At 57.8% G+C, this 19,847-nt stretch carries 15 protein-coding genes; 8 read left to right on the forward strand and 7 right to left on the reverse strand.

Going from position 1 to position 19,847, the window contains the following annotated elements; genetic code table 11:
* Nucleotides 1–331 precede the first annotated feature (331 nt).
* From H8K04_00845 to H8K04_00865, 5 genes are all read left to right on the forward strand, one after another.
* Nucleotides 332–1,447, forward strand: a complete 1,116-nt coding sequence (locus H8K04_00845) for a glycosyltransferase family 4 protein (GenBank protein ID UVT16149.1) — start codon at nucleotides 332–334, stop codon at nucleotides 1,445–1,447.
* Between the two features lies 1 nt (nucleotide 1,448).
* Entirely contained in the window at nucleotides 1,449–2,768 is a 1,320-nt protein-coding gene (locus H8K04_00850; protein UVT16150.1) for an MFS transporter, read from the forward strand.
* A gap of 209 nt (nucleotides 2,769–2,977) precedes the next feature.
* A complete protein-coding gene (locus tag H8K04_00855; GenBank protein ID UVT16151.1) occupies nucleotides 2,978–4,012 on the forward strand; it encodes a BON domain-containing protein in 1,035 nt (344 codons plus the stop codon).
* A complete protein-coding gene (locus tag H8K04_00860) occupies nucleotides 4,012–5,298 on the forward strand; it encodes an MFS transporter (GenBank protein ID UVT16152.1) in 1,287 nt (428 codons plus the stop codon). Before H8K04_00855 ends, H8K04_00860 begins: the two co-directional genes overlap by 1 nt.
* A 15-nt stretch (nucleotides 5,299–5,313) precedes the next feature.
* Nucleotides 5,314–7,482: an amylo-alpha-1,6-glucosidase gene (locus H8K04_00865; GenBank protein ID UVT16153.1), complete on the forward strand. Its 2,169-nt coding sequence runs from the start codon at nucleotides 5,314–5,316 to the stop codon at nucleotides 7,480–7,482.
* Here H8K04_00865 and mgtA read toward each other — a convergent pair.
* The 5 genes from mgtA to H8K04_00890 all read right to left on the reverse strand — a co-directional run bounded on the left by mgtA (nucleotide 7,472) and on the right by H8K04_00890 (nucleotide 16,367).
* Nucleotides 7,472–10,039 carry a magnesium-translocating P-type ATPase gene (mgtA, locus tag H8K04_00870; protein ID UVT16154.1) on the reverse strand — a complete coding sequence of 856 codons (2,568 nt, stop codon included), beginning with the start codon at nucleotides 10,037–10,039 and terminating at the stop codon, nucleotides 7,472–7,474. The genes H8K04_00865 and mgtA overlap by 11 nt on opposite strands.
* Nucleotides 10,032–11,264, reverse strand: a complete 1,233-nt coding sequence (locus H8K04_00875; GenBank protein UVT16155.1) for an ABC transporter permease — start codon at nucleotides 11,262–11,264, stop codon at nucleotides 10,032–10,034. The genes mgtA and H8K04_00875 overlap by 8 nt, the downstream gene beginning before the upstream one ends.
* 71 nt (nucleotides 11,265–11,335) lie before the next feature.
* Nucleotides 11,336–12,667 carry an efflux RND transporter periplasmic adaptor subunit gene (locus H8K04_00880; protein ID UVT16156.1) on the reverse strand — a complete coding sequence of 444 codons (1,332 nt, stop codon included), beginning with the start codon at nucleotides 12,665–12,667 and terminating at the stop codon, nucleotides 11,336–11,338.
* A 30-nt stretch (nucleotides 12,668–12,697) separates the two neighbouring features.
* A complete protein-coding gene (locus H8K04_00885) occupies nucleotides 12,698–15,445 on the reverse strand; it encodes a cation-transporting P-type ATPase (GenBank protein UVT17819.1) in 2,748 nt (915 codons plus the stop codon).
* Nucleotides 15,446–15,461: 16 nt separating this feature from the next.
* Entirely contained in the window at nucleotides 15,462–16,367 is a 906-nt protein-coding gene (locus H8K04_00890) for a universal stress protein (GenBank protein ID UVT16157.1), read from the reverse strand.
* Between the two features lie 431 nt (nucleotides 16,368–16,798).
* Here H8K04_00890 and H8K04_00895 point away from each other — a divergent pair, with 431 nt between their 5' ends.
* From H8K04_00895 to H8K04_00905, 3 genes are all read left to right on the forward strand, one after another.
* A complete protein-coding gene (locus H8K04_00895; GenBank protein UVT16158.1) occupies nucleotides 16,799–17,239 on the forward strand; it encodes a CBS domain-containing protein in 441 nt (146 codons plus the stop codon).
* 10 nt (nucleotides 17,240–17,249) lie between these two features.
* Nucleotides 17,250–17,684 (forward strand): CBS domain-containing protein, encoded by a 435-nt coding sequence (locus H8K04_00900; protein UVT16159.1) that lies wholly within the window; start codon nucleotides 17,250–17,252, stop codon nucleotides 17,682–17,684.
* Between the two features lie 166 nt (nucleotides 17,685–17,850).
* Nucleotides 17,851–18,645: a L,D-transpeptidase gene (locus H8K04_00905; GenBank protein ID UVT17820.1), complete on the forward strand. Its 795-nt coding sequence runs from the start codon at nucleotides 17,851–17,853 to the stop codon at nucleotides 18,643–18,645.
* Nucleotides 18,646–18,877: 232 nt separating this feature from the next.
* On the opposite strand, the gene H8K04_00910 is transcribed toward H8K04_00905, so the two are convergent.
* Nucleotides 18,878–19,189 (reverse strand): hypothetical protein, encoded by a 312-nt coding sequence (locus H8K04_00910; protein UVT16160.1) that lies wholly within the window; start codon nucleotides 19,187–19,189, stop codon nucleotides 18,878–18,880.
* Nucleotides 19,190–19,444: 255 nt separating this feature from the next.
* On the reverse strand, nucleotides 19,445–19,762 hold the full coding sequence (locus tag H8K04_00915) for a hypothetical protein (protein UVT16161.1): 318 nt from the start codon (nucleotides 19,760–19,762) through the stop codon (nucleotides 19,445–19,447).
* Between the last annotated feature and the right edge of the window lie 85 nt (nucleotides 19,763–19,847).

Consider the following 19,847-nt stretch of genomic DNA (forward strand, 5'->3'; position numbering starts at 1 on the left):
ATCAGCGCATCGAACTTGATGCGCTGGAAAGACGGGAGTGGTCGTGTATCGTATATCCAATCGACAAGTCAAGCGCGCTCGAATGGACATATTCCGGTTTGTTGGGGAGATTTTGTCCGTTGAGTCGGAGACGGTCCGATCAGTAGCATGACGATGGAAGTTATGAGTTGACGAGTGAGAAGTTCCACGAACGGCTAATGGAATCGACGGAAAGACCACAATTTCGACCTCCAGCCGATTCTAGAGTGGGCACTATCAAAGAACAGCTCCTATAAGTACCAACAAGCTGACGACTCAAGGAAGCAGTCGATCACGAGGAGAAAGGAATATCATGAGAATCGCACAAGTCGCCCCGCTTTGGGAAAGTGTCCCGCCTAAGCTCTATGGGGGAACCGAACGGATCGTGTCGTACATCACGGAAGAGTTGGTTGCCATGGGTCATGACGTCACACTGTTTGCCAGCGGTGACTCAGAAACCGCCGCACGCCTCGAAGCGATTTGCCCGCAAGCGCTCCGCTTGAATACCGGTATCTTCAACCGAGACGCTCCGTTGATGATGCTGCAGGAGCGGGCCCTTGGAGCGACCGTCGACTTCGACATTATCCATTCACATCTTGATTTCATCGGATTCCCGTTAGCCCGGAGAAATACCGTTCCGGTCGTGACGACGTTGCATGGTCGCCTGGACCTTCCCGAGTTGGTCCCGGTCTTCCGTGAGTTTTCTGAAATGCCTTTGGTGTCCATATCCGATGCTCAGCGCCGTCCGCTTCCCTGGGCGAACTGGGCCGGGACCGTTCATCATGGCCTCCCACGAAACCTGTACACGTTTCATCCACAAGCCCAAGGATATTTGGCGTTTCTGGGGCGGATCTCTCCGGAGAAACGTCCGGACCAGGCGATCGAAATCGCTAAACGCGCGGGCCTTCCACTGCGCATCGCGGCAAAAGTAGATCCCGCCGACCAGAACTACTTCGAAGCTGAAATTGAACCGTTGCTCAATCATCCCTTGATCGAGTTTATCGGGGAGATTTCCGATGCAGAGAAGGATGAGTTCATCGGCAATGCCATGGCGCTGGTGTGTCCCTACGATTGGCCGGAGCCCTTTGGGTTGGTATTGATCGAAGCCCTCGCCTGCGGAACCCCGGTGCTAGCTTATCGGCGTGGGTCGATCCCGGAAATCATCAATCATGGGGTCACCGGCTTTATTTGTGAGACCGTGTCGGAGATGGTGGATGCGGTCGGTCAGGTTGCCCTCATTGACCGGGGGCAGTGCCGGGCGGCATTTGACGAACGATTTGCGGCGGATCGGATGGCGCGTGACTATGTGGCCCTGTATGAGCGCCTTCTCGAAGACGGAAATGTTCAAACTGCGCACGCCTTCGCGTCCGGGCAGCTGAATAATGGAAGTTTCAAGACAGAACAGCATCAAATTCTTGGGCGAGGGTGACATGTCTGACGTAGCAGTTGAGGCGCCGGCGACTTCCTCCACTCCGAGCCGTGCTCGAGGCTGGGAATTAGTCAAAACCAGAGACTTCGGCTTTTTGTTCGCGGGCCAGACGATCTCGCAGATCGGCGACAGTCTCAACAAGGTGGCGCTGCTGTGGTTTGTGTACGAGATGACCGGATCCGCCCTCAAGATGGTGGTGGTGGGACTCCTTCAAACCTTGCCCCCGTTGCTGTTTGGGCCGTTGATCGGTGTCTATCTGGATCGCGTCCGAAAGAAGCCGGTTATGATCTGGGTCGATCTTCTTCGAACCCTGATGGTGCTCCTGATCCCTGTGCTCTATGCAATGGACGCCTTGACTCTCGATCGGCTCTACGTCCTTGTATTTGCAACCGCAATCTTTTCCACCGTCTTTGGGCCGGCCTTGACCTCTGCAGTACCCCTCATTGTGCCCAAGGATCGGCTTATCGCCGCCAACGCGCTCATGCAAACGACGACCAACGTCGGGCTTCTTGTAGGGCCTGCCGTCAGCGGTCTCGGGATCGCGCTCATGGGAGCGCAAAATGTGCTCTATGCCGACGCCGCGACGTTCTTCATCTCTGCACTGTGCTTGTTCCCCGTCCGCATGCACGAAACGCTCGACCACCTGCGTACGGCAAGCAAAGGATTGACCGAAGGTATCACGAGCGATCTGCTGGCGGGTTTCCGCTTCGTGTTCGTCGAACAGAAGACCGTCACGCTCCTCATGTTGACGGCGACTCTCTACAGCGTCGGCATCAGTGCGTTCATTTTCTTACTGCCAGTCTTTGCGAAGGACGTGCTGGGAGTGGGTCCGATCCAACTTGGATGGCTGTGGTCGGCGCTCGGCGTCGGGATGTTGCTCGCGTCCCTCGGTCTCACATCGATCACGCAGGGCGACGTACCATGGCGTCTGCGATTCATGTCCGGCGCGTTGGCGGTCGGCGGCCTTGCCGTGGCTGCGCTTGGTTTTCTTGAAGCCCCTGTCGTTGCCGGAGCCCTGATCGCGGTGATAGGTGGCAGTACCGCCATGTTTACACCGTTGGTTTGGACGATGCTTCAAGAATTGACACCCTCACATCTCCTCGGTCGAGTCTTCACAAGCTTCGCAACGGGAGGCATGGCGTCATCAATGGCCGGAATGGCTGGATTTGGATGGGCTGCCGATACGATCGGTCCTGCCGCCAGCTTAGGAGGAATCAGCCTCATTCTGCTCATGACGGCTGCCACCGCATGGTTGTTCAGCTTCTACAAGTCGCATGCACGAGTTTTGGCAGCTTCCCCGTCCGGCACCTTTGCCTCCTAACCAAACGCCGCGCAATCGCAAACACCTGCTTAACGGCCTGTTCGAAAAACACTTCTGAACCTCCAGTAACATCGGGGGCAAGGAATTCCGAGCAGGCCCCTGATCATCCCCGGGGCTCTCGTGCCGTGCGAGGATGACAGAAGATAGACGGCGAGTTACAATGCCTGAGTAAACTCTGAGGAACGAGGTTCGCAAGGAGGATCCGTGCGATGAGCAAGTCGTCACGAGCAGTGATTATTCTGAGCCTGAGCCTGTTCTTGATTGGACCGATGGGTGCGTGCCCCGCGTTCTCTGAATCTCAGGAAAAGGAGGGTGCGCCGGATAAACCCGCTTCGCGTCCGCCACAGGCTCCGGCGGCTTCCGACAATCAGCCCGCTCCTTCCAAACCATCAACGGAACCCAAGGCGCAATCTCAACCTGCTCCTCCGAAAGGTGATTCGTCGGCCGATCACAAAGAGGTGACGTCGGACAAACCCGCTTCGCGACCGCCACAGTCTCCGGCAACCTCCGACGGTCAGCCCGTTCCTCCCAAACTTTCAACGGAACCCAAGGCGCAGTCTCAACCTACTCCGAAGGGTGATTCGTCGACGGATCATAAAGAGGTGACGCCGGACAAACCCGCTTCGCGTCCGGCACATCCTCCCGCCGCTGCCGACAGTCAAGCCGCTCCGCACAAGCCTACTGAAGCCAAGCCACAAACCCAACCTGCTCCTGCCGTGAAGGCCGATCCACCGCCTGACAAGGAGAAAGATCTCACTGAGACGAAGGAAAAAGAACCCGTCGTCAAGAAGCCGCTGGGATCACTGATCCTGTCCGTCAAACTGGCTCTGATGGGTGATTCACGGCTGTTCCGCTACGAGATTGAAGTGGAAGACGATCAGCAAACGATTACCCTGACAGGGCGTATCTGCAGCGAAGAGGAGAAAGCCGTTGCGACGGAGGTTGCACAGACGGTTCACGGCGTCAAGGCTGTCGTCAACAAGCTTTCTTTGGAGAAGGACCTGGCGAAAGCGTTGGTGAAGAAGCAGGATGAAATCCTCACCTCCATGGTCAAAGAACGTTTCGCCAAAAGTGCCACGTTGAAAGCTGCGAACTTCGAGGTGAAGACGGAGGAGGGCGTCGTTCAGCTCAATGGGACGGTGCGCTTCCAAGTTATTGCGTTGGAGGCGGCTGAGGCTGCCCGTCAGGTTCCGGGAGTTCGAGCGGTCAACACCGACAAGATTCGGCTGGAGGGTGAGAGCTGATGCAGGGCCGCTCCGGCCCCTTGTCCTGCTCTCCCACGACAGCGGAGAAATCAGAGCACACCTCGGTCGAATATCGTCCGCTGCTTCTGACTCGTGATTTCGGACTTGTCTGGTCCGGACAACTCATCTCTCAAGTCGGCGACGGCATCTCCAAACTGGCCCTTCTGTGGTTCGTTTATGCCGTTACCGGATCCCCGCTCAAGACTTCAATCATCGGTCTTTTGCAGACGATTCCTCCGATCGTGCTGGGCCCGATCATCGGGGTGTATGTCGATCGCCTTCCGAAAAAGCTCCTGCTGATCAGCAGCGACTTGCTGCGCGCATTGCTGATCGGGTTGATTCCTTGCCTCATTCCTGTTGAATCCTTTACGGTCTCAGTACTCTATGTGCTGGTTCTGTTGCACGCGATTGCAACGGCGGTGTTCGGACCCGCCCTCACCGCGGCGGTGCCGGCGTTCGTCCCAAAGAAGCAATTCACGGCGGCCAATGCCCTCCTCCAAGGCACCACGAGTCTCGGCATTGTGTTCGGTCCTGCGCTCAGCGGGTTGGGTATTGCCGCGTATGGATCTCAAGAAGTCTTATGCATCAACGCCGCGACCTACATCATTTCGGCGGCGTGCCTTGCGCTGGTTCGTTTCGGCACCCCTGTCACAAGTACGCCTTCTCTTGCGTCGAAGCCGACAATGCTGCAGGATCTGGTCGAGGGGTTTCGCTACAGTGTGGTCACCCAGCCAAAGCTGTTGCTATTAACCGGCACCGCAGCTCTCTACACGTTCGGCACCAGTGCGCTGACCGCGCTGTTCCCTGTATTTGCGCGAAAAATGCTCGGGCTGGGTCCGATCGAGGTCGGATATCTCTGGTCGGCGCTCGGTGTCGGATTGTTGCTCACGTCGATCGGACTGCTCTGGGTGACCGACTGGAGAGTCAAGGATCGCATGCGGCTGATTATGGGCACGAGTGTCTTGAGCGGCGCCGCCCTCTGCGCCTTGACCTTGACGCTCGATCCCTATGTCGCCGGCTTTCTCATGGGACTGATCGGCTGTGGAATGGGTGCCTTTACCCCGATTGCTTGGGGCATCATCCAGGAGCTGACGCCGGGTCAGATGGTCGGGCGAGTCTTGGGACTTTATGGAACCGGTGCCATGACCGCCGCTATCGGCGGGATCTCCGCGTTCGGATGGATCATGGAACAACAAGGCCCTGAAACCGGTGTGCTTGGGATCGGCCTTGTTCTGATGGTGACGGCGCTGGTTGCCACGCGAATGAGTCGAGCGAGCGCCGGATAGTAAAGGGAACCATTCATGAACGATGTTATTCGATGGAACGATCAATATTACATCCTCGCGTCATCCTCGTTTGCGGAGGGCCGCACGGAAGTCTTGAAGCAGGGCGAGACCTTCGCGGTGTTTGACCGCTACGGCGATATTCACCAAGTGCTCCCTGGTCCGCAGGGTCTCTATCATGAGGGGACACGCTTCCTATCCCGATTTGAGCTCTCGATGGGGACGCAGCGCCCGATGCTGCTCAGCGCAACCGTGAAGGAGGACAACGCACTGTTTCGGGTCGATCTCACCAATCCGGATCTGATGATAGAGGGGCAGAAGCCTCTGCCGCGCGGCACCCTCCATCTGTGCCGAACCCGGTTTCTCTGGCAAGGGACCTGTCATGAGCGCATCCACGTTCATAACTACGGGGTCACACGAATTCCCCTCTTACTCACCATCACCATGGATGCGGATTTCGCCGATCTCTTCGAGGCGAGAGGCCGGCAGCGGCTCCGTCGCGGAGAAAAGCTCAACACGGTTCGATCGAAGACCGGACTGGTATTTGGGTACAAAGGACTCGATGCGGTCATCCGTCGAACCCATGTCCGGTGTTCTCCCGCGCCGAAACGGGTGACATCCGATGGATTCCGTATTGAGTCGCGCGTTCCTCCGCACGCCGGGATGACATGGGACATCGCCGTTTCCTGCGAAATCAAGCAACGCCGGAGCCGGGTTTCTCTTTCCTACAACCGAGCATGCAATGACACAGAGCATGCTCTGCAGGACGCGAAGGCCTGCGATGCTCATGTTTATACGGCGAACGAGCAATTCAATCACTGGTTGAACCGGTCGCTTGCCGATCTTCATATGTTGATCTCGAAGACGCCACAGGGGCTCTATCCCTATGCCGGAGTGCCTTGGTTCAGCGTCCCGTTCGGCCGGGACGGTATTATCACGGCGTTGCAGATGCTCTGGGTGAATCCGGCTGTCGCGCGAGGGGTGCTGGGGTTTCTGGCGGAGACCCAGGCCACGGAGGTTCGGCCGGAACAGGATGCCGAGGTCGGAAAAATATTGCATGAGACGCGTCGAGGAGAGATGGCGGCGCTGGGAGAAATTCCCTTCGGCCGATACTACGGCAGCGTCGATGCCACGCCGTTGTTCATTGTTCTGGCGGGTGCGTACTACGAGCGAAGCGGCGATCGCGGGTTCCTCACGAAGCTCTGGCCGCATATTCAGCGGGCGCTCCAGTGGATCGATCGCCACGGCGACTCGACCGGTATGGGCTTTACCACCTATGCGCGGCGGTCCGCCGATGGACTGGTGCACCAAGGATGGAAAGACTCCCATGACGCCATCTTTCACGCGGACGGAACGCCTGCGGACGGGCCGATCGCGTTGTGCGAGGTCCAGGCCTATGTGTATCAAGCGAAGCGAACGGCGGCGGACTTGGCCTGGCTTCTGGGCGATATCGATCAAGCCGATCGTCTGCTGAAGGAGGCCGAATCACTTCGAGAACGGTTCGAGCGAGCGTTCTGGTGTGAGGAGATCAATTCCTACGCGCTTGCCTTGGACGGAAAAGGACGTCCCTGTCGTGTGCGCTCCTCGAACGCGGGTCATTGTCTGTATGGCGGCATCGCCGGGCAGGAACGAGGGCTGCGGACCGCGCGCACACTATTGAGCGAGGACTTTTTCAGTGGATGGGGCATCCGGACGATTGCGACTTCGGAGGCTCGGTATAACCCCATGTCCTACCATAACGGATCGGTATGGCCTCACGACAACGCCATCGTTGCAGCCGGTATGGCGAACTACGGCTATAAGCAAGGGGCCATGCAAGTCTTGGCAGGGCTCTTCGACAGCAGTCTGTTTCTTGAGCTCTATCGGCTGCCGGAATTGTTTTGCGGATTCTCCCGGCGCCCCGGAGAAAGTCCGACACTCTATCCGACGGCCTGCGCCCCACAGGCCTGGGCGGCCGGTTCCGGCTTCCTGCTGCTTCAAGCCTGTCTGGGTTTACGGATCGATGCCCCTCGCCGCCTCGTGAGTTTCGTCCGTCCCGCGCTCCCGCCGTTCCTCGAGCGAGTCGAGATTCGAAACCTCTCGGTCGGAGCCGCGCGTCTTGACCTCGTGCTCGATCGTCATGAAAACGAAGTGGCCTTGAGGGTAGCCCGCCGAGTCGGCGAGGTAGAGGTCGTCCTCACCATGTAGACGAGACGTTGTCCTGTACGCGACTTGCCTCAGAACGAACCTCAGCCCCCGAATAAAAGCGCCGCTTCACCAACTCAGCGGTCAGAATATAGCTGACGAGGATCGCTGCCAAGAGTAGAAGAAAGGACAGCGGCATCGGCGTCAGTCCGAGTGGTGCGGCGACCGGCGCATAGGGAAGGAGCAGCGTTGTGCCGACGACCGCGAGAGTGGCCAGCACGAGATACTTCCCCGGCCTGCTGGCGAGGAAGGGTCGTCTCGTGCGAATCACCAGCACGATGGCCGATGCCGAGATGACCGACTCCACGAACCATCCGGTCCTGAATTGGTCCTGGGACGCGTGTAGAACGAACAGCAGCGCCCCGAATGTCAGATAGTCGAAAACTGAGCTGACGAACCCGAACGTCAGCATGAATTTGCGAATGAAGCCGATGTCCCAGCGTTTCGGCTGATCGATCAGTTCATGGTCGACGCTGTCGGTGGCGATCGTCATCTCGGGAATGTCAGTCAGCAAATTGGTCAAGAGAATCTGTTTCGGCAGCAGGGGGAGAAACGGCAGGAACAGTGAGGCGCCGGCCATACTGAACATATTGCCGAAGTTGGCGCTGGTCGCCATGAAGACATACTTGAGCGTGTTGGCGAAGGTCGTCCGTCCTTCACGGACTCCTTGCACCAACACGGCCAGGTTTGTTTCCAACAAGACAATGTCCGCGGCATCCTTCGCCACATCGACGGCGCTTTCGACGGAGATGCCGACATCTGCCGCATGCAAGGCCGGCGCGTCGTTGATGCCGTCGCCGATATAGCCCACCACGTTGCCCGCCCGCTTTAGCGCAAGAATGATCCGATCTTTCTGATTCGGTTCCACTTCTGCAAATACATCGATCTCGTTGACCCGTTGGAGCAGGGCTTGGTCCGTCATCTGACGAAGGTCCTGTCCGGTCAAGAGCCGCTGATGGTCCATCCCCACCTGTTGGCTGACATGAGAAGCGACAAGCCGGTGGTCACCCGTGATGACTTTCAGTGCGACGCCCAGATGCCGTAAGGCTGTGATCGTTTCTGCCGTGTCAGGCCTGACCGGATCCGTGAAGACCAAGAGCCCAAGGAACGTCATGTCCGCTTCATGCGTCTTGTCGATACGAGGCGTTTCGCCCAAGTCTCGATACGCCAGGCCCAGTGTTCGGAGCCCTTGTCGGTTCAGGTCCTGAAACTGCTGTCGGATCTTCTCGCGACATCCGTCCATGGAAACCGTCGTTCCGTCCGGCAATTCCGCACTGGTGCAGACGGTCAGCGTCGGCTCCACCGCGCCTTTCGTAATCAGGAGGTGGGTCGTGGGTGTGGCCACCAGAATGGACAGTCGTTTACGGAGAAAGTCGTACGGTACCTCGTCCAGCTTCCGGTATCCCGATAGATCAGCAACGCACTGTGTCCGAAGTGCCTCATCCAGCGGATTGATGAACCCGGTCTCATAGATTGCGTTGAGAGAGGCATGGAAGAGGACGCGCTCGCTGGAGAGACCTCCCAAATCGAGCGCCGCATGTAGTCGCATCATGCCTTCGGTGAGCGTGCCGGTCTTGTCCGAGCAGAGCACGTTCATGCTCCCGAAGTTTTCGATGGACGCGAGGCGTTTGACGATCACCTTCCGCTGGGCCATACGTTTCGCTCCATGAGAAAGATTCACGCTGATGATGGCCGGCAGAAGTTGCGGAGTGAGGCCTACGGCGAGAGCCATGGAAAACAAAAACGAATCCAGTGCCGGTCTGTGGAGGTATACGTTGATGGCGAAGATGGCGAACACGAGCAACAAGGTTACTTCCATCAACAGATAGCCGAATCGCCTCAACCCTCGTTCAAACTCGGTCTCAGGAGGCCGAAACTGGAGGTGTTGGGCCAGCCGGCCGAATTCCGTCTCCCGGCCGATATGAAGGATCACAGCCTTCGCCTGTCCGCTCACCACATGGCTGCCCATGAAGATGCTGTTGGTCCTTGACCCCAATGGGGCCGATTCGGTCAAGATCCCGGCATGCTTTTCCGTCGGAAAACTTTCTCCCGTCAAAGCCGCTTCATCGACGAAGAGATCCTTGGCCTCAAGAAGCAAGCCGTCTCCCGGAATGCTGGACCCGGCTGTGAGTTCGACGACATCGCCGGGGACGATGTCGTCGATCGGGACCTCGACCTTCCGTCCGTCTCGCCACACCTCAGTGGTGATATGAACCAGTGCGAGCAATGTCGACACGGCTTTCACGGCGCCGTGCTCTTGCCAGAACCCGAGCAAGGCGCTCACCAGGATAATTGCCAAGATAATAGCGGCATCGGTCGCATCGGACAGAAAAAGCGAAACCAGGGCGGCCAAAATCAGGATAAGGATGATCGGACTGCGAAATTGCGCGCCAAGAATGGACAGCGGGTGAGCGTCACGACGTGGTTTGAGTCGGGACGACAGGTATCGTGATTGGCGCTCTTGTGCCTCCTCGGTACGAAGCCCCTCAGGCGTCGATTGGAGTCGGCTGAGGAGTTCATCCGCAGGCATACTCCAGAAGGCCGGTTCTCGACTATTCATAGTGCAGCGCTTCGATCGGGTTCATTCTCGAGGCTTTGTTCGCTGGATAGAGGCCGAAGAACAGGCCGACAACCAGCGAGAACAGAAACGAGACTACTATCGCTTCAACGTTGATGATGGTCGGCCAGCCGATGATGACCGTGAGCAAGCGGGCGATCCCGATTCCCATTCCTACTCCGAGCATCCCCCCGATCGCGGTCATGATGATCGCTTCAATGAGAAACTGTAATAGAATATGGGTCCGTTTTGCGCCGACAGCCATTCGCAACCCAATCTCCCTTGTCCGTTCCGTCACTGAGACGAGCAGGATATTCATGATGCCGATCCCGCCGACGATCAGCGAAATCGAGGCAATGCTCATCAACATGAGCATCATGGTCCGGCTGGTGCCGGCGATGGTCTTCGCGATATCCTCCATGGTGCGAATCGTAAAGTCGTCTTCTTCAGATTGGTGCAGTCGATGCTTCACGCGCAACAAGTCCTTGATGTCATCCGCAACAGCGGGGATTTCGTATCTGGTGTGAGTTGCCACGAGGATGATCCCGACGGTTCCTAGAAATTTCGTTCCCAAGACCTTGCGTTCAGCCGTAGAGAACGGGACCACGACGAAATCATCTTGATCTTGGCCCGTGATAGATTGGCCTTTCGGCTCCAGGACCCCGATGATTGTGAGAGGAACATTTCTGATGCGGATCTCACTCCCGACGACGTCTTCTCCCGGTTCGAACAGATTCTGCACGACGGTTTTGCCCAAGACGGCAACTTTGCCGGCTGAATCGAGGTCCGACTGGGTGAAAAAATGTCCTTGGGCGATGGGCCAATTCCGAATTTCTGGGAAGACCGGCGTGGTCCCGAAGACGATCGTGCTCCAGTTCTTATTCTCCCGGATGACTTGAAGAACTGATCGTGTGCCGTACATGACCGTCGTGACACCGACGATTTTGTTCTCTATGTCCTCCGCATCGTCGACCGTCAGCGTCGAAATGGAGCCGAGCCCCCCACGGACGCCGCCGACAGTGGTGGCTCCGGGGACAATAATCAGCACATTCGTGCCCAGGCTCGAGATTTCAGCCTGCACGGAGGCCGTGGCGCCCTGTCCGAGGCCGACCATGGCAACGACGGCGCCGATACCGATGATGATGCCGAGCATCGTCAGGCCTGCTCGCAACGGATTGCGGCGGAGAATCCGAAGGGCGGAAAGGAAGGTGAGCCAGAGAAAGGGCATAGGGTATAGCTTCCAGCAGTCAGTCTTCAGCTGTGACCATGCATTTAATCGCAGACGGCCTCATCGGTTCCTCATCTCATCCCCCGACCCGGCTCGAAGCCCGGCGGTAATTTTCTCTGGGCCTGCTCCTCTTCCGTCTCAATGCCTACGATCACGCGGTCTCCTTGGTGCAGCACACCGTCCGTAATCTCAGTGGAGAGCGAGTCGGCAATGCCGGTTGTGACGTCCACCTGGCGAGGCTGGTTATCCCCGCCGAGCGCCCACACCCGGGTGGCCTTCTTGTCGATCGGAACGTTCGGCATCCTGAACCGTAGTGCACCTGTCGGAACACGGAGGGGGTTCTCTTTCTGGGCTGTCACGATCGTGACGTTTGCCGTCATGCCGGGCTTGAGTTTCAGCTCCGGGTTGGCCACCGTGATCACGACATCGTAGGTGACCACGTTTTGAACGCTGATGGGCGCATTTCTCACTTGCGTGACGATTCCTTCGAAGAACCGTTTGGGATATGCGTCCACCCGGAAGTTGGCCGGCTTGCCTTCAGTCACGCCGCCGATGTCCGATTCACTGACGCTCGCATTCACCTGCATCTGGGTCAGGTCTTGGGCGATCACGAAGAGGATGGGTGTCTGGAACGCGGCAGCTAAGGTTTGGCCCACGTCCACGTTGCGCGACACCACAATGCCGTTCACCGGCGAATAGATGGTGGTGTAGCCGAGGTCCAGCTCCGCCGAGGCTAATGCCGCCTGAACCTGATCGAGCTGGGCCTGCAAGACGTCGACGTTGGCCGCCGCGTCCCGGTAGTTGGTTTCAGCGAGATCCACGTCCGCTTGGGAGACGAACGCCTGCGGACGCAGCGCTGCCATGCGATCGAATTCCCGCTTGCGCTGTATCGCCACCACGTTGGCTTTGGCGAGGTTGCCCCTGGCGCTTTTCACCGCGGCGCGCGCTTGACTCAGGCGGGCCTTGAACGGCTTTTGATCGATCTGCGCCAGGATCTGTCCTTTCGAGACCTGGGAGTTGAAATCAGCGAAGAGTTGCGACTCTTTGCCGGACACTTGACTGCCGACCTGTACGGAGACGACCGGGTTGATCGTACCGGTCGCGGTCACAATCGCAGTGATCGGTCCTCGATCGACCAGGGCTGTCTTGTACTGGATCGGAGGAGTTCCCCATGTCCACCACAACCGGATTCCCCCTCCGCCAATGAGCATGATCAACGTGATGCCGATCAGCCAGGGCAGACGAGATCGCTTCGGTCGCGCGGAGAACGGAGTAATTGCGGCCGGTAGTCTCAGCTCAGGCAATGACTCGGCACGCCGATGTGTTGATGGAGGAGCGGTGTGGGGGGAAACGACTTCATTGACAGGAACCTGGCGAGTGGGTTCTTGGGGATCAGCGGTCATAATGGGTTCGTGCCTGGGTCATTCCAGTTCTCATTCGCGATGGTGCCGGCTCACAATGATTTTTCGGCCCTCTTCAGCGAGCAGGAGTACGAGAGCCCCGAGTGCGAGTGGCCCGAAGATCCAGACAGGCACGGGGCTGGTTCCGAAGATCGCGTTGCCGATCGGTGTATAGGTAATGATGATGAGGATGGTAATCTCCACGAGGATTCCCCACAGAATGAGGGGATTGCTGAACCATCCGAGCCGGGCCACCGAGAGATGATCCGATCGGCACGCCAAGACATTGGCGACCTGCGCCAGGACAATTCCGGCAAAGGTGACGGTTGTCGCTTGTTTGTATAAGGGTGAGGACCACTCCAGGTGTTCGCCCCAAGTCCAGCCCTGACTGAAGAGGTAGAGAAAGAACCCTCCCATCGCGATGACGGCCTCGATGAGGCCGAGGAAGAGATAGGCCCTCAGTAGAAGCCTAAGACTCAACAGTCGTTCGCTGCGTGAGCGTGGTGGAAGGTCCATGACATCGGCATGGGGCCGCTCAGTCCCGAGCCCAAGGGCGGGGATCATGTCGGTTCCGAGGTCGACTGCCAGGACTTGAGGAATCGTCAGTGCCAGCGGCATGCCGACGAACCCATAGCCAAGAAATGGGACCAACTCCGGGACGTTGCTCGCGAGTATATAGGAAGAGAATTTGCGAATGTTGTCATAGACGGTGCGGCCTTCTTCGATCGCGCTCACGATCGTTGCGAAATTGTCATCGAGCAGGATCATGTCGGCGGTTTCTTTGGCGACATCCGTGCCGGTGATGCCCATGGCGATGCCGATGTCGGCTTTCTTGAGCGCCGGTGCGTCGTTGACTCCGTCGCCGGTGACCGCGACCACTTGCCCCATCTCCTTCAGCGTGGACACGACTCTCATCTTATGCCGTGGGGCCATCCGAGCAAAAACCGGGTCCGGCTCGTCGGGACGCGACGGTGTCAGCAGCTGACGGAGCTGCTCGTCGTCCGTGTTGTCGAGCTGCGATCCTTCGATGACCGGGACAAATCCACTCAATGCCGCCGCAGCCTGTTCCGGCACGAGGCCGATCTTACGGGCAACCGCCAATGCCGTGAGTGGATGGTCGCCGGTCACCATGACGACACGAACGCCGGCTCTGCGGCATTGCGCGATCGCCTCAGGCACTTCTCGGTGCGGTGGGTCCATCATGGCCACTAGCCCGAGGAACGTCAGGTCCGCTTCAACCGTCTCCACTTCAATATGCTCAGGCTGATGGGCGATCTCGCGCATGGCGACGGCGAGCACGCGGTAGGCTTGCTCGGCAAAGGACCGGCTCTGGCTCAAGATACGCGTGCGCTCGTCGCCGGTCATCATAACGGCATTGCCATGCACTTGCAGGCTGGCGCAGAGAGGTACGACCGATTCCGGAGCGCCTTTGGTAAATGCAATGAGTCGTCCTTCCGCCCAATGGAGTGTGCTCATCCGCTTCCGATCGGCGTCGAAGGCGAGTTCTCCCATGCGTCGTAGGGGAGCTTGGTGGCCCAGCCCATGCTCGATGGCGAATTCCAATAAGGCCGCTTCCGTGGGATCGCCGGTGATCACGAAACGTCCGTCCGAGGCGCGGACGCGCTTCGCATTGTGGCAATGGAGAAGCGCATCGAAGAAGGGGCGCCATCGCTCCGCGTCGGCGGTGCTGACCAAACGCCCCCTGGTGAAGAAACAACTCTCTCGCGATTCGATCACGAGTCCGTCGGCATAGAATCGATCCACTTTCATGCGGTTCTCCGTCAAGGTGCCGGTCTTGTCCGTGCAAATCACGGAGGTGCAGCCGAGGGTTTCAACGGAGGGCAGGTGCTTGATCAGTGCGTTGCGCTTTGCCATGCGTAGGCTGCTCATGGCGAGTGCGAGTGTGACGGTCGGGAGGAGTCCTTCGGGCACGTTAGCCACGATGATGCCGATGCCGAAGATCGCGCTGATCCAGTAACCGAGTCCGGTTGAGACACCGATCACGAAGAAGGTGGCTCCCATGGCCAAGGAAATGACGCCGACGATGCGGGTGACCGTAATGATCTCTTTCTGAAGGGGGCTGAGTCCGGTTTCGACCGTGGTGGTGAGGGCGGCGATTTTGCCGAACTCTGAATGCATGCTCGTGGCAAATACCACGGCCTGTCCGTGTCCTGAGAGGATCGTGGTCCCGGCGAAGACGAGGTTCGGCAGATCGAGCCACTGCCCATCCGGTGTGGCTTCTGCGATCCGGCGTTTGGGTTTGGACTCGCCCGTCAGCGCGGCGTTGTCCACCCGCATGCCTGTGACTTCGATCAGACGCGCATCCGCCGGCACGCGCTCGCCTTCTTCGAGAATCAACACATCACCGGGCACAATGCTGTGCCGCGTGATCTCGACGGACTGTCCGCCGCGCATCACCCAAGCCTTGTCCGGCAACAACCGGTGGAGGGCCTGCACGGCTCGTTCGGCCTTATATTCCTGGAAAAAGGCGAAGCCCGCGTTGATGATGATGACACCGAGAATGGCCCATCCCAACGTCGCCATGCCTTCGCCCGGCTTCATGAATTCCGCCCCAAAGGACAGACCGGCGGCAATCCACAGGAGGATCGCCAGAAAGTGGGTGAAATGGCGGACGAGCCCTCGAATGAGCGAGTGGCGATCCGGCGCGATGAGAATATTCGGTCCGAATTCAGCGAGACGCCGTTGAGCTTCAGCGGGGGATAGCCCGCCTCTGCCGACCTCCAACTGCTTCAGCACATCGTCGATCGGAAGCCGGTGAATCCCGTGATAGGTGAAGTCACGCACCGACGCCTCGTACGATGAGGACCGAACAGGGTGCGTGTCTGAGCAGGCTCTCGGAGACGCTACCGAGATGCAGCCGTTCACTCCTGGTCAAATTGCGAGCCCCTATCACCAGTATCTCATCGCGCTTGGCTTCGACGTGGGTGACGATGGTCTCGATGACGTGGTTCATCCGGACCTGCGTCTCCACCAGAAAGCCGTCTTGGATGAAGTCGTCCCGCATGCTGTTGACGAACGCGGTTGCCCGGTCTATGACCGGTTTGGTCAACTCGGCCAATTGCGACTCGGATAAGTACTCTGCGGCGAAGTCCGTAACGGGACTTTCAACTGAAGTCAGGATCGTGACGATGGCGGATTCGGGAAGAATGCGGGATCGAAGAAACTTGGCCGCTGCCCGCGAGGGTTTGGAGTCATCGACCGCGAGGGCAACGCGGAGCAGTGTGGGGATAGGCTGTTTCACGACGAGAACCGAACAAGCAGCAGCCGATGCCACTTGCCGAGAGACGCTCCCCAGCAAGAATCCTTGAATGTCGTTCAGACCGCGCGATCCCATGATGATCAGACCCGCTTTCATGCGTCGCGCTTGTCTGACGATCGTGGTTGCGAGGGGGCCATGGGCCAAGATGGTCTGGAGTTCGGTGCGGGAGGCCGTTTTGGCCTGGCCAAGAGCCAACCGGGCTGATTGTTCCGCTTGCCGAAGAAGCATGCCACCGGCCTTTTCCATGGCGGCCAGTGCACGGCGCTCGCCGAGAGCGTTCCGTCCGGTGAGCGCGTGAAGTGCGGGTTTGTCGACGACATGGAGCAACGTGACCTGTTCAGGCGTACAGCTGACAAAGGCCTCGAGCGCTTGGATCCCCCAGTGTGAGTGCTCGGACCCATCGACCGCACATAAGATCCGCATGCGGGTTCCTTTTCTCGATGGCGGCCATCGTGGAGAACATCGTTTCGGGTATTAGATCTGCATTGGATGTGCCTGTGGAAAACGGCGAGACGGAAGAAGAGTCGTTCATCTTCCGAGGAGTTATCAATGAAGGCGGTGCTGAGATGCTGCGAGACGTTGTCGCGTTTTGCGGCAGAGTAGGTTCTTGGCTGTGGTGAATCGCGTCACTCTAAATGGATTCGGATTCAAGGTACGTTGAGACCCTGGTGAGCTGGCGGATCGAATAGGGTCACCGAGCGGGTCAGGTGCAACGGCTCAAAGGGATTAAGGTTGAGTCCGGTAAACAGAAAGTCGTCGATTTCCGCTGGAAAGAGGATTGGAGTTCTGCTGTTCAGTTTGTCGGCGACGAGTGCTCGCGAAACATGCCGACGACTGCTGAGAAGGAGGGGCAGATGAGAAAGAGGAAGAAGGCCGGAACGGCCAAGGTCAAAGGCTTTGATTCTATGACCGTCAGCCAAGTGATGGAAAACGAAGTACAATGTGTTCATCCGAGGACAAAGGGTGACGTGATTGCTTCCCTCATGATTGAAGGGTTTGGGGCTGTCCCTGTCGTGGAGAATGGTCACAAATTGGCCGGCATTGTCAGCGAACACGATTTGCTCGCAGCTGTCGACGACGGTTATCAGCTCAGTGCCGTCGCGGCAAGGGATGTCATGACTGCCAACCCTTATTCTGTCAGACCTGAAACGACGCTCGGAACGTTGGTTCACGTGCTGCGCGCAAGCGATTTGGTCCGCGTCCCCGTGGTGGACGCCAAAGATAAATTGATTGGCATTATCGCAAGACGCGATGTCTTGCGAACCTATCTCGCAACCGGCGGCAAACGAGGTTAGTGAGGAACCTATGCGACAAACCGAATTCTTCATGAAAGGCTGCGATCCAAGGACCTTGACCGTCGAACAATTGATGCAGGATGCCGTCACCCGCTGCACGACGCGCACCGCTGCATCGGCCGTCGCTCACCTGATGACGCATCGCAATTTCGGAAGTCTTCCGGTCGTGGAAGAAGACGGCACGTTGGTCGGGATCGTGACCGAATACGATCTGCTGCAGGCCTTGATCGATGGGCGTGATCTTCGGAAACTTCTGGTCACTGAAATCATGTCGGCCCGGCCCGTGACCGTGACCGAAGATCAAACATTCGCCCAAGTGGCTGATCTGTTCCAGGATCGTTATTTGACTCGCGTACCGGTCGTGCGGAATAACAAGCTGGTGGGGATTCTTGCCCGACGAGATTTGTTGTTCGGCTATATGAAGGCGTCGCAGTATTGGTCGTAACAGACTGTTGAAACGGTCGCCACCGGCGCTCTCGCATCGTCCAGAGACTCCCTCTACCACGGGCAATACCCAGCGGCCGTGCCGGAGGAACGCTTTGAACAGTCCGTGGGAGTTCTTGTTACTCGTCGCACGCGCGTCCCTCATATCCACTGCGGGGCCGTGGTTGATGAGAGATAGCCTGCTTGTCATTCTCATTCTCGTTCCCACTATTTCTCACTCGGAGCCGATGACAAAGCCGCCAGGCCTCTGCGGTATCCACTATCCAAGCGATAGGACTGTGCAGTGGGAATGTCGGAAACTCCGCACCGGCGAGTCGCTGGAAAAGCTGTTCGGCGAACTGTGGATCAGCGTGGCCCGCTTTAATCGAATCGACCGGCGCCATGCGCATGCAGGGGTGTCCATCAAGGTTCCGAAGAACATGAAGGACATGGTGGACTTTCAGCCGATGCCATCCTTCTATCCGCCTGCGGAGCAGGAGGAACAGTTCATACTGATCGATCTGTCCGAGCAGTTTCTCGGCGCCTATGAATATGGTGCGCTTCGTTTTTCCGTCCCGATTGCCTCCGGGGAAGCGCGAAAGCCGACGCCGGTCGGAGAGTTTCGCCTGACGGCGGCTCATGGTTCGCATCAATCCTGTCTCTATACGATCGAGGGCACGGACAGACCCTATCCCATGAACTACGCCCTCCGGTTTTTTGTCAATCGCGAAGGCGTCTCCTACTGGATTCACGGTCGAGACCTGCCGGGCTATCCCGCATCCCACGGCTGTATCGGCCTCTATGACGAACCGATGCAAAAAGCGCATTACGGCATTCCCAAAGAACCTGAGCTGAACGACGCGAAACGACTGTTCGAGTGGGTTCTTGACAACGTGATAGCTGACAATCGTGTGACCCCTCTTCCGCGCGGCCCGAGGGTCCGCATCATCGGCCAGGCGCCGCATACGATAAAGACAAACTAGAGTCTAGAACGATTCGCCTCCCACTACGTAAGTTGTTTTCTACTCCGCCCCGCTCATGGATGAGAAACGCGTAGCCACCTCATGACGTGGAGTTCTTTTTCCATCTATACGTCATCCCTACGGAAACATGTCGATCACAGTCTCGGGTGGATCGGAGCAGGGTAATTTGCCGGCCGTTATGGAAGGGTTGGAGCTAAGAACGTCATGATCGGGCAGAGCGGGAGGGGGAACTTCAAATGATGATTTCACAAGGTTGAAGAAAGACTTTCAACGGGATTTCGCGTTCCTGATGCCCTTGGACATGTTGGGCACGAATCGCCTTGAGAGCGGCCAGAATCTTGGGCAGAAACGCGGATTCATAGCCGAGCGCGAGCATGAACAGCGTATTGGTACCGTGATTGGTATCGGAGCTAAGCACGGTTCCGGTCACGCCGCTCCCTCCCACGCCTGAGATCATTGTGAATCCCCTAAGCCCAAGTTCCTTAAACAGATTGACAATCTCGTCCTCCAATTTCTTTCCACAGACGATAAGAAGCATCTTCATGATGATCCTCTTGGACGTTGTTCTGTAGTCGGGACGATCGCTACTTCAGCCTACCACAGCTGTGGAACTCCTTGAAGAAACGCGAAGTTGTGCTCTGATTACAATAGGATAGATGGCCATCGTAGAGGAGTTAAAGGGGATGACGCTGGAACCTGCCCAGACGGGTGTAGTCGCAGAGACTATGGGGTAAATTGCCTTGCTCTATGTGAGTCGCGAGTAGATTACCGCCGGCATTATATTGAGCGTCAGAGCGGCCTATTCCGAGACTCGCTGAATCGTCGAGGCATATCCATCCTCGGAAACATAAGCTTTAACCTGGTCTCCGATCGCCACGCGGTCCATCTTGGTTTGATCGTCTACGCGGACACGTGTGGTTTCTCCGCTGCTGTCCTTAATGGACACATACTTCGCCCCGATGTCATGGACTCTGCCGCTGACCGAATCCTGTTTGATTCGTTCTCCCAATGTCGGTGAAGCCGCGCGCCGTTCGGAGGCCGTCTGGCTGCACCCGAGCGCCCCGGCAGAGAATGCCACCGTAGCCACAATCGCAACATGTAACAGCGTGATACCCATAATGCACCTCCTCCAAAGTCCTTCATTGATTCTAATTGGCGGGAAGATGGTTCCATGCTGGGAATCACCCTAGCCGCAGAGTGGT

The sequence above is a fragment of the Nitrospira sp. genome, from assembly GCA_024760525.1.
Lineage (GTDB): Bacteria > Nitrospirota > Nitrospiria > Nitrospirales > Nitrospiraceae > Nitrospira_D.

What these genes read in the sequence shown, in the direction of transcription:
- mgtA (UVT16154.1), bottom strand. Translation starts at nt 10,039, where the DNA reads ATGAATAGTCGAGAACCGGCCTTCTGGAGTATGCCTGCGGATGAACTC.
- H8K04_00845 (UVT16149.1), top strand. Translation starts at nt 332, where the DNA reads ATGAGAATCGCACAAGTCGCCCCGCTTTGGGAAAGTGTCCCGCCTAAG.
- H8K04_00880 (UVT16156.1), bottom strand. Translation starts at nt 12,667, where the DNA reads ATGACCGCTGATCCCCAAGAACCCACTCGCCAGGTTCCTGTCAATGAA.
- H8K04_00875 (UVT16155.1), bottom strand. Translation starts at nt 11,264, where the DNA reads ATGCCCTTTCTCTGGCTCACCTTCCTTTCCGCCCTTCGGATTCTCCGC.
- H8K04_00895 (UVT16158.1), top strand. Translation starts at nt 16,799, where the DNA reads ATGAGAAAGAGGAAGAAGGCCGGAACGGCCAAGGTCAAAGGCTTTGAT.
- H8K04_00850 (UVT16150.1), top strand. Translation starts at nt 1,449, where the DNA reads ATGTCTGACGTAGCAGTTGAGGCGCCGGCGACTTCCTCCACTCCGAGC.
- H8K04_00915 (UVT16161.1), bottom strand. Translation starts at nt 19,762, where the DNA reads ATGGGTATCACGCTGTTACATGTTGCGATTGTGGCTACGGTGGCATTC.
- H8K04_00860 (UVT16152.1), top strand. Translation starts at nt 4,012, where the DNA reads ATGCAGGGCCGCTCCGGCCCCTTGTCCTGCTCTCCCACGACAGCGGAG.
- H8K04_00910 (UVT16160.1), bottom strand. Translation starts at nt 19,189, where the DNA reads ATGAAGATGCTTCTTATCGTCTGTGGAAAGAAATTGGAGGACGAGATT.
- H8K04_00890 (UVT16157.1), bottom strand. Translation starts at nt 16,367, where the DNA reads ATGCGGATCTTATGTGCGGTCGATGGGTCCGAGCACTCACACTGGGGG.
- H8K04_00855 (UVT16151.1), top strand. Translation starts at nt 2,978, where the DNA reads ATGAGCAAGTCGTCACGAGCAGTGATTATTCTGAGCCTGAGCCTGTTC.
- H8K04_00900 (UVT16159.1), top strand. Translation starts at nt 17,250, where the DNA reads ATGCGACAAACCGAATTCTTCATGAAAGGCTGCGATCCAAGGACCTTG.
- H8K04_00905 (UVT17820.1), top strand. Translation starts at nt 17,851, where the DNA reads ATGAGAGATAGCCTGCTTGTCATTCTCATTCTCGTTCCCACTATTTCT.
- H8K04_00865 (UVT16153.1), top strand. Translation starts at nt 5,314, where the DNA reads ATGAACGATGTTATTCGATGGAACGATCAATATTACATCCTCGCGTCA.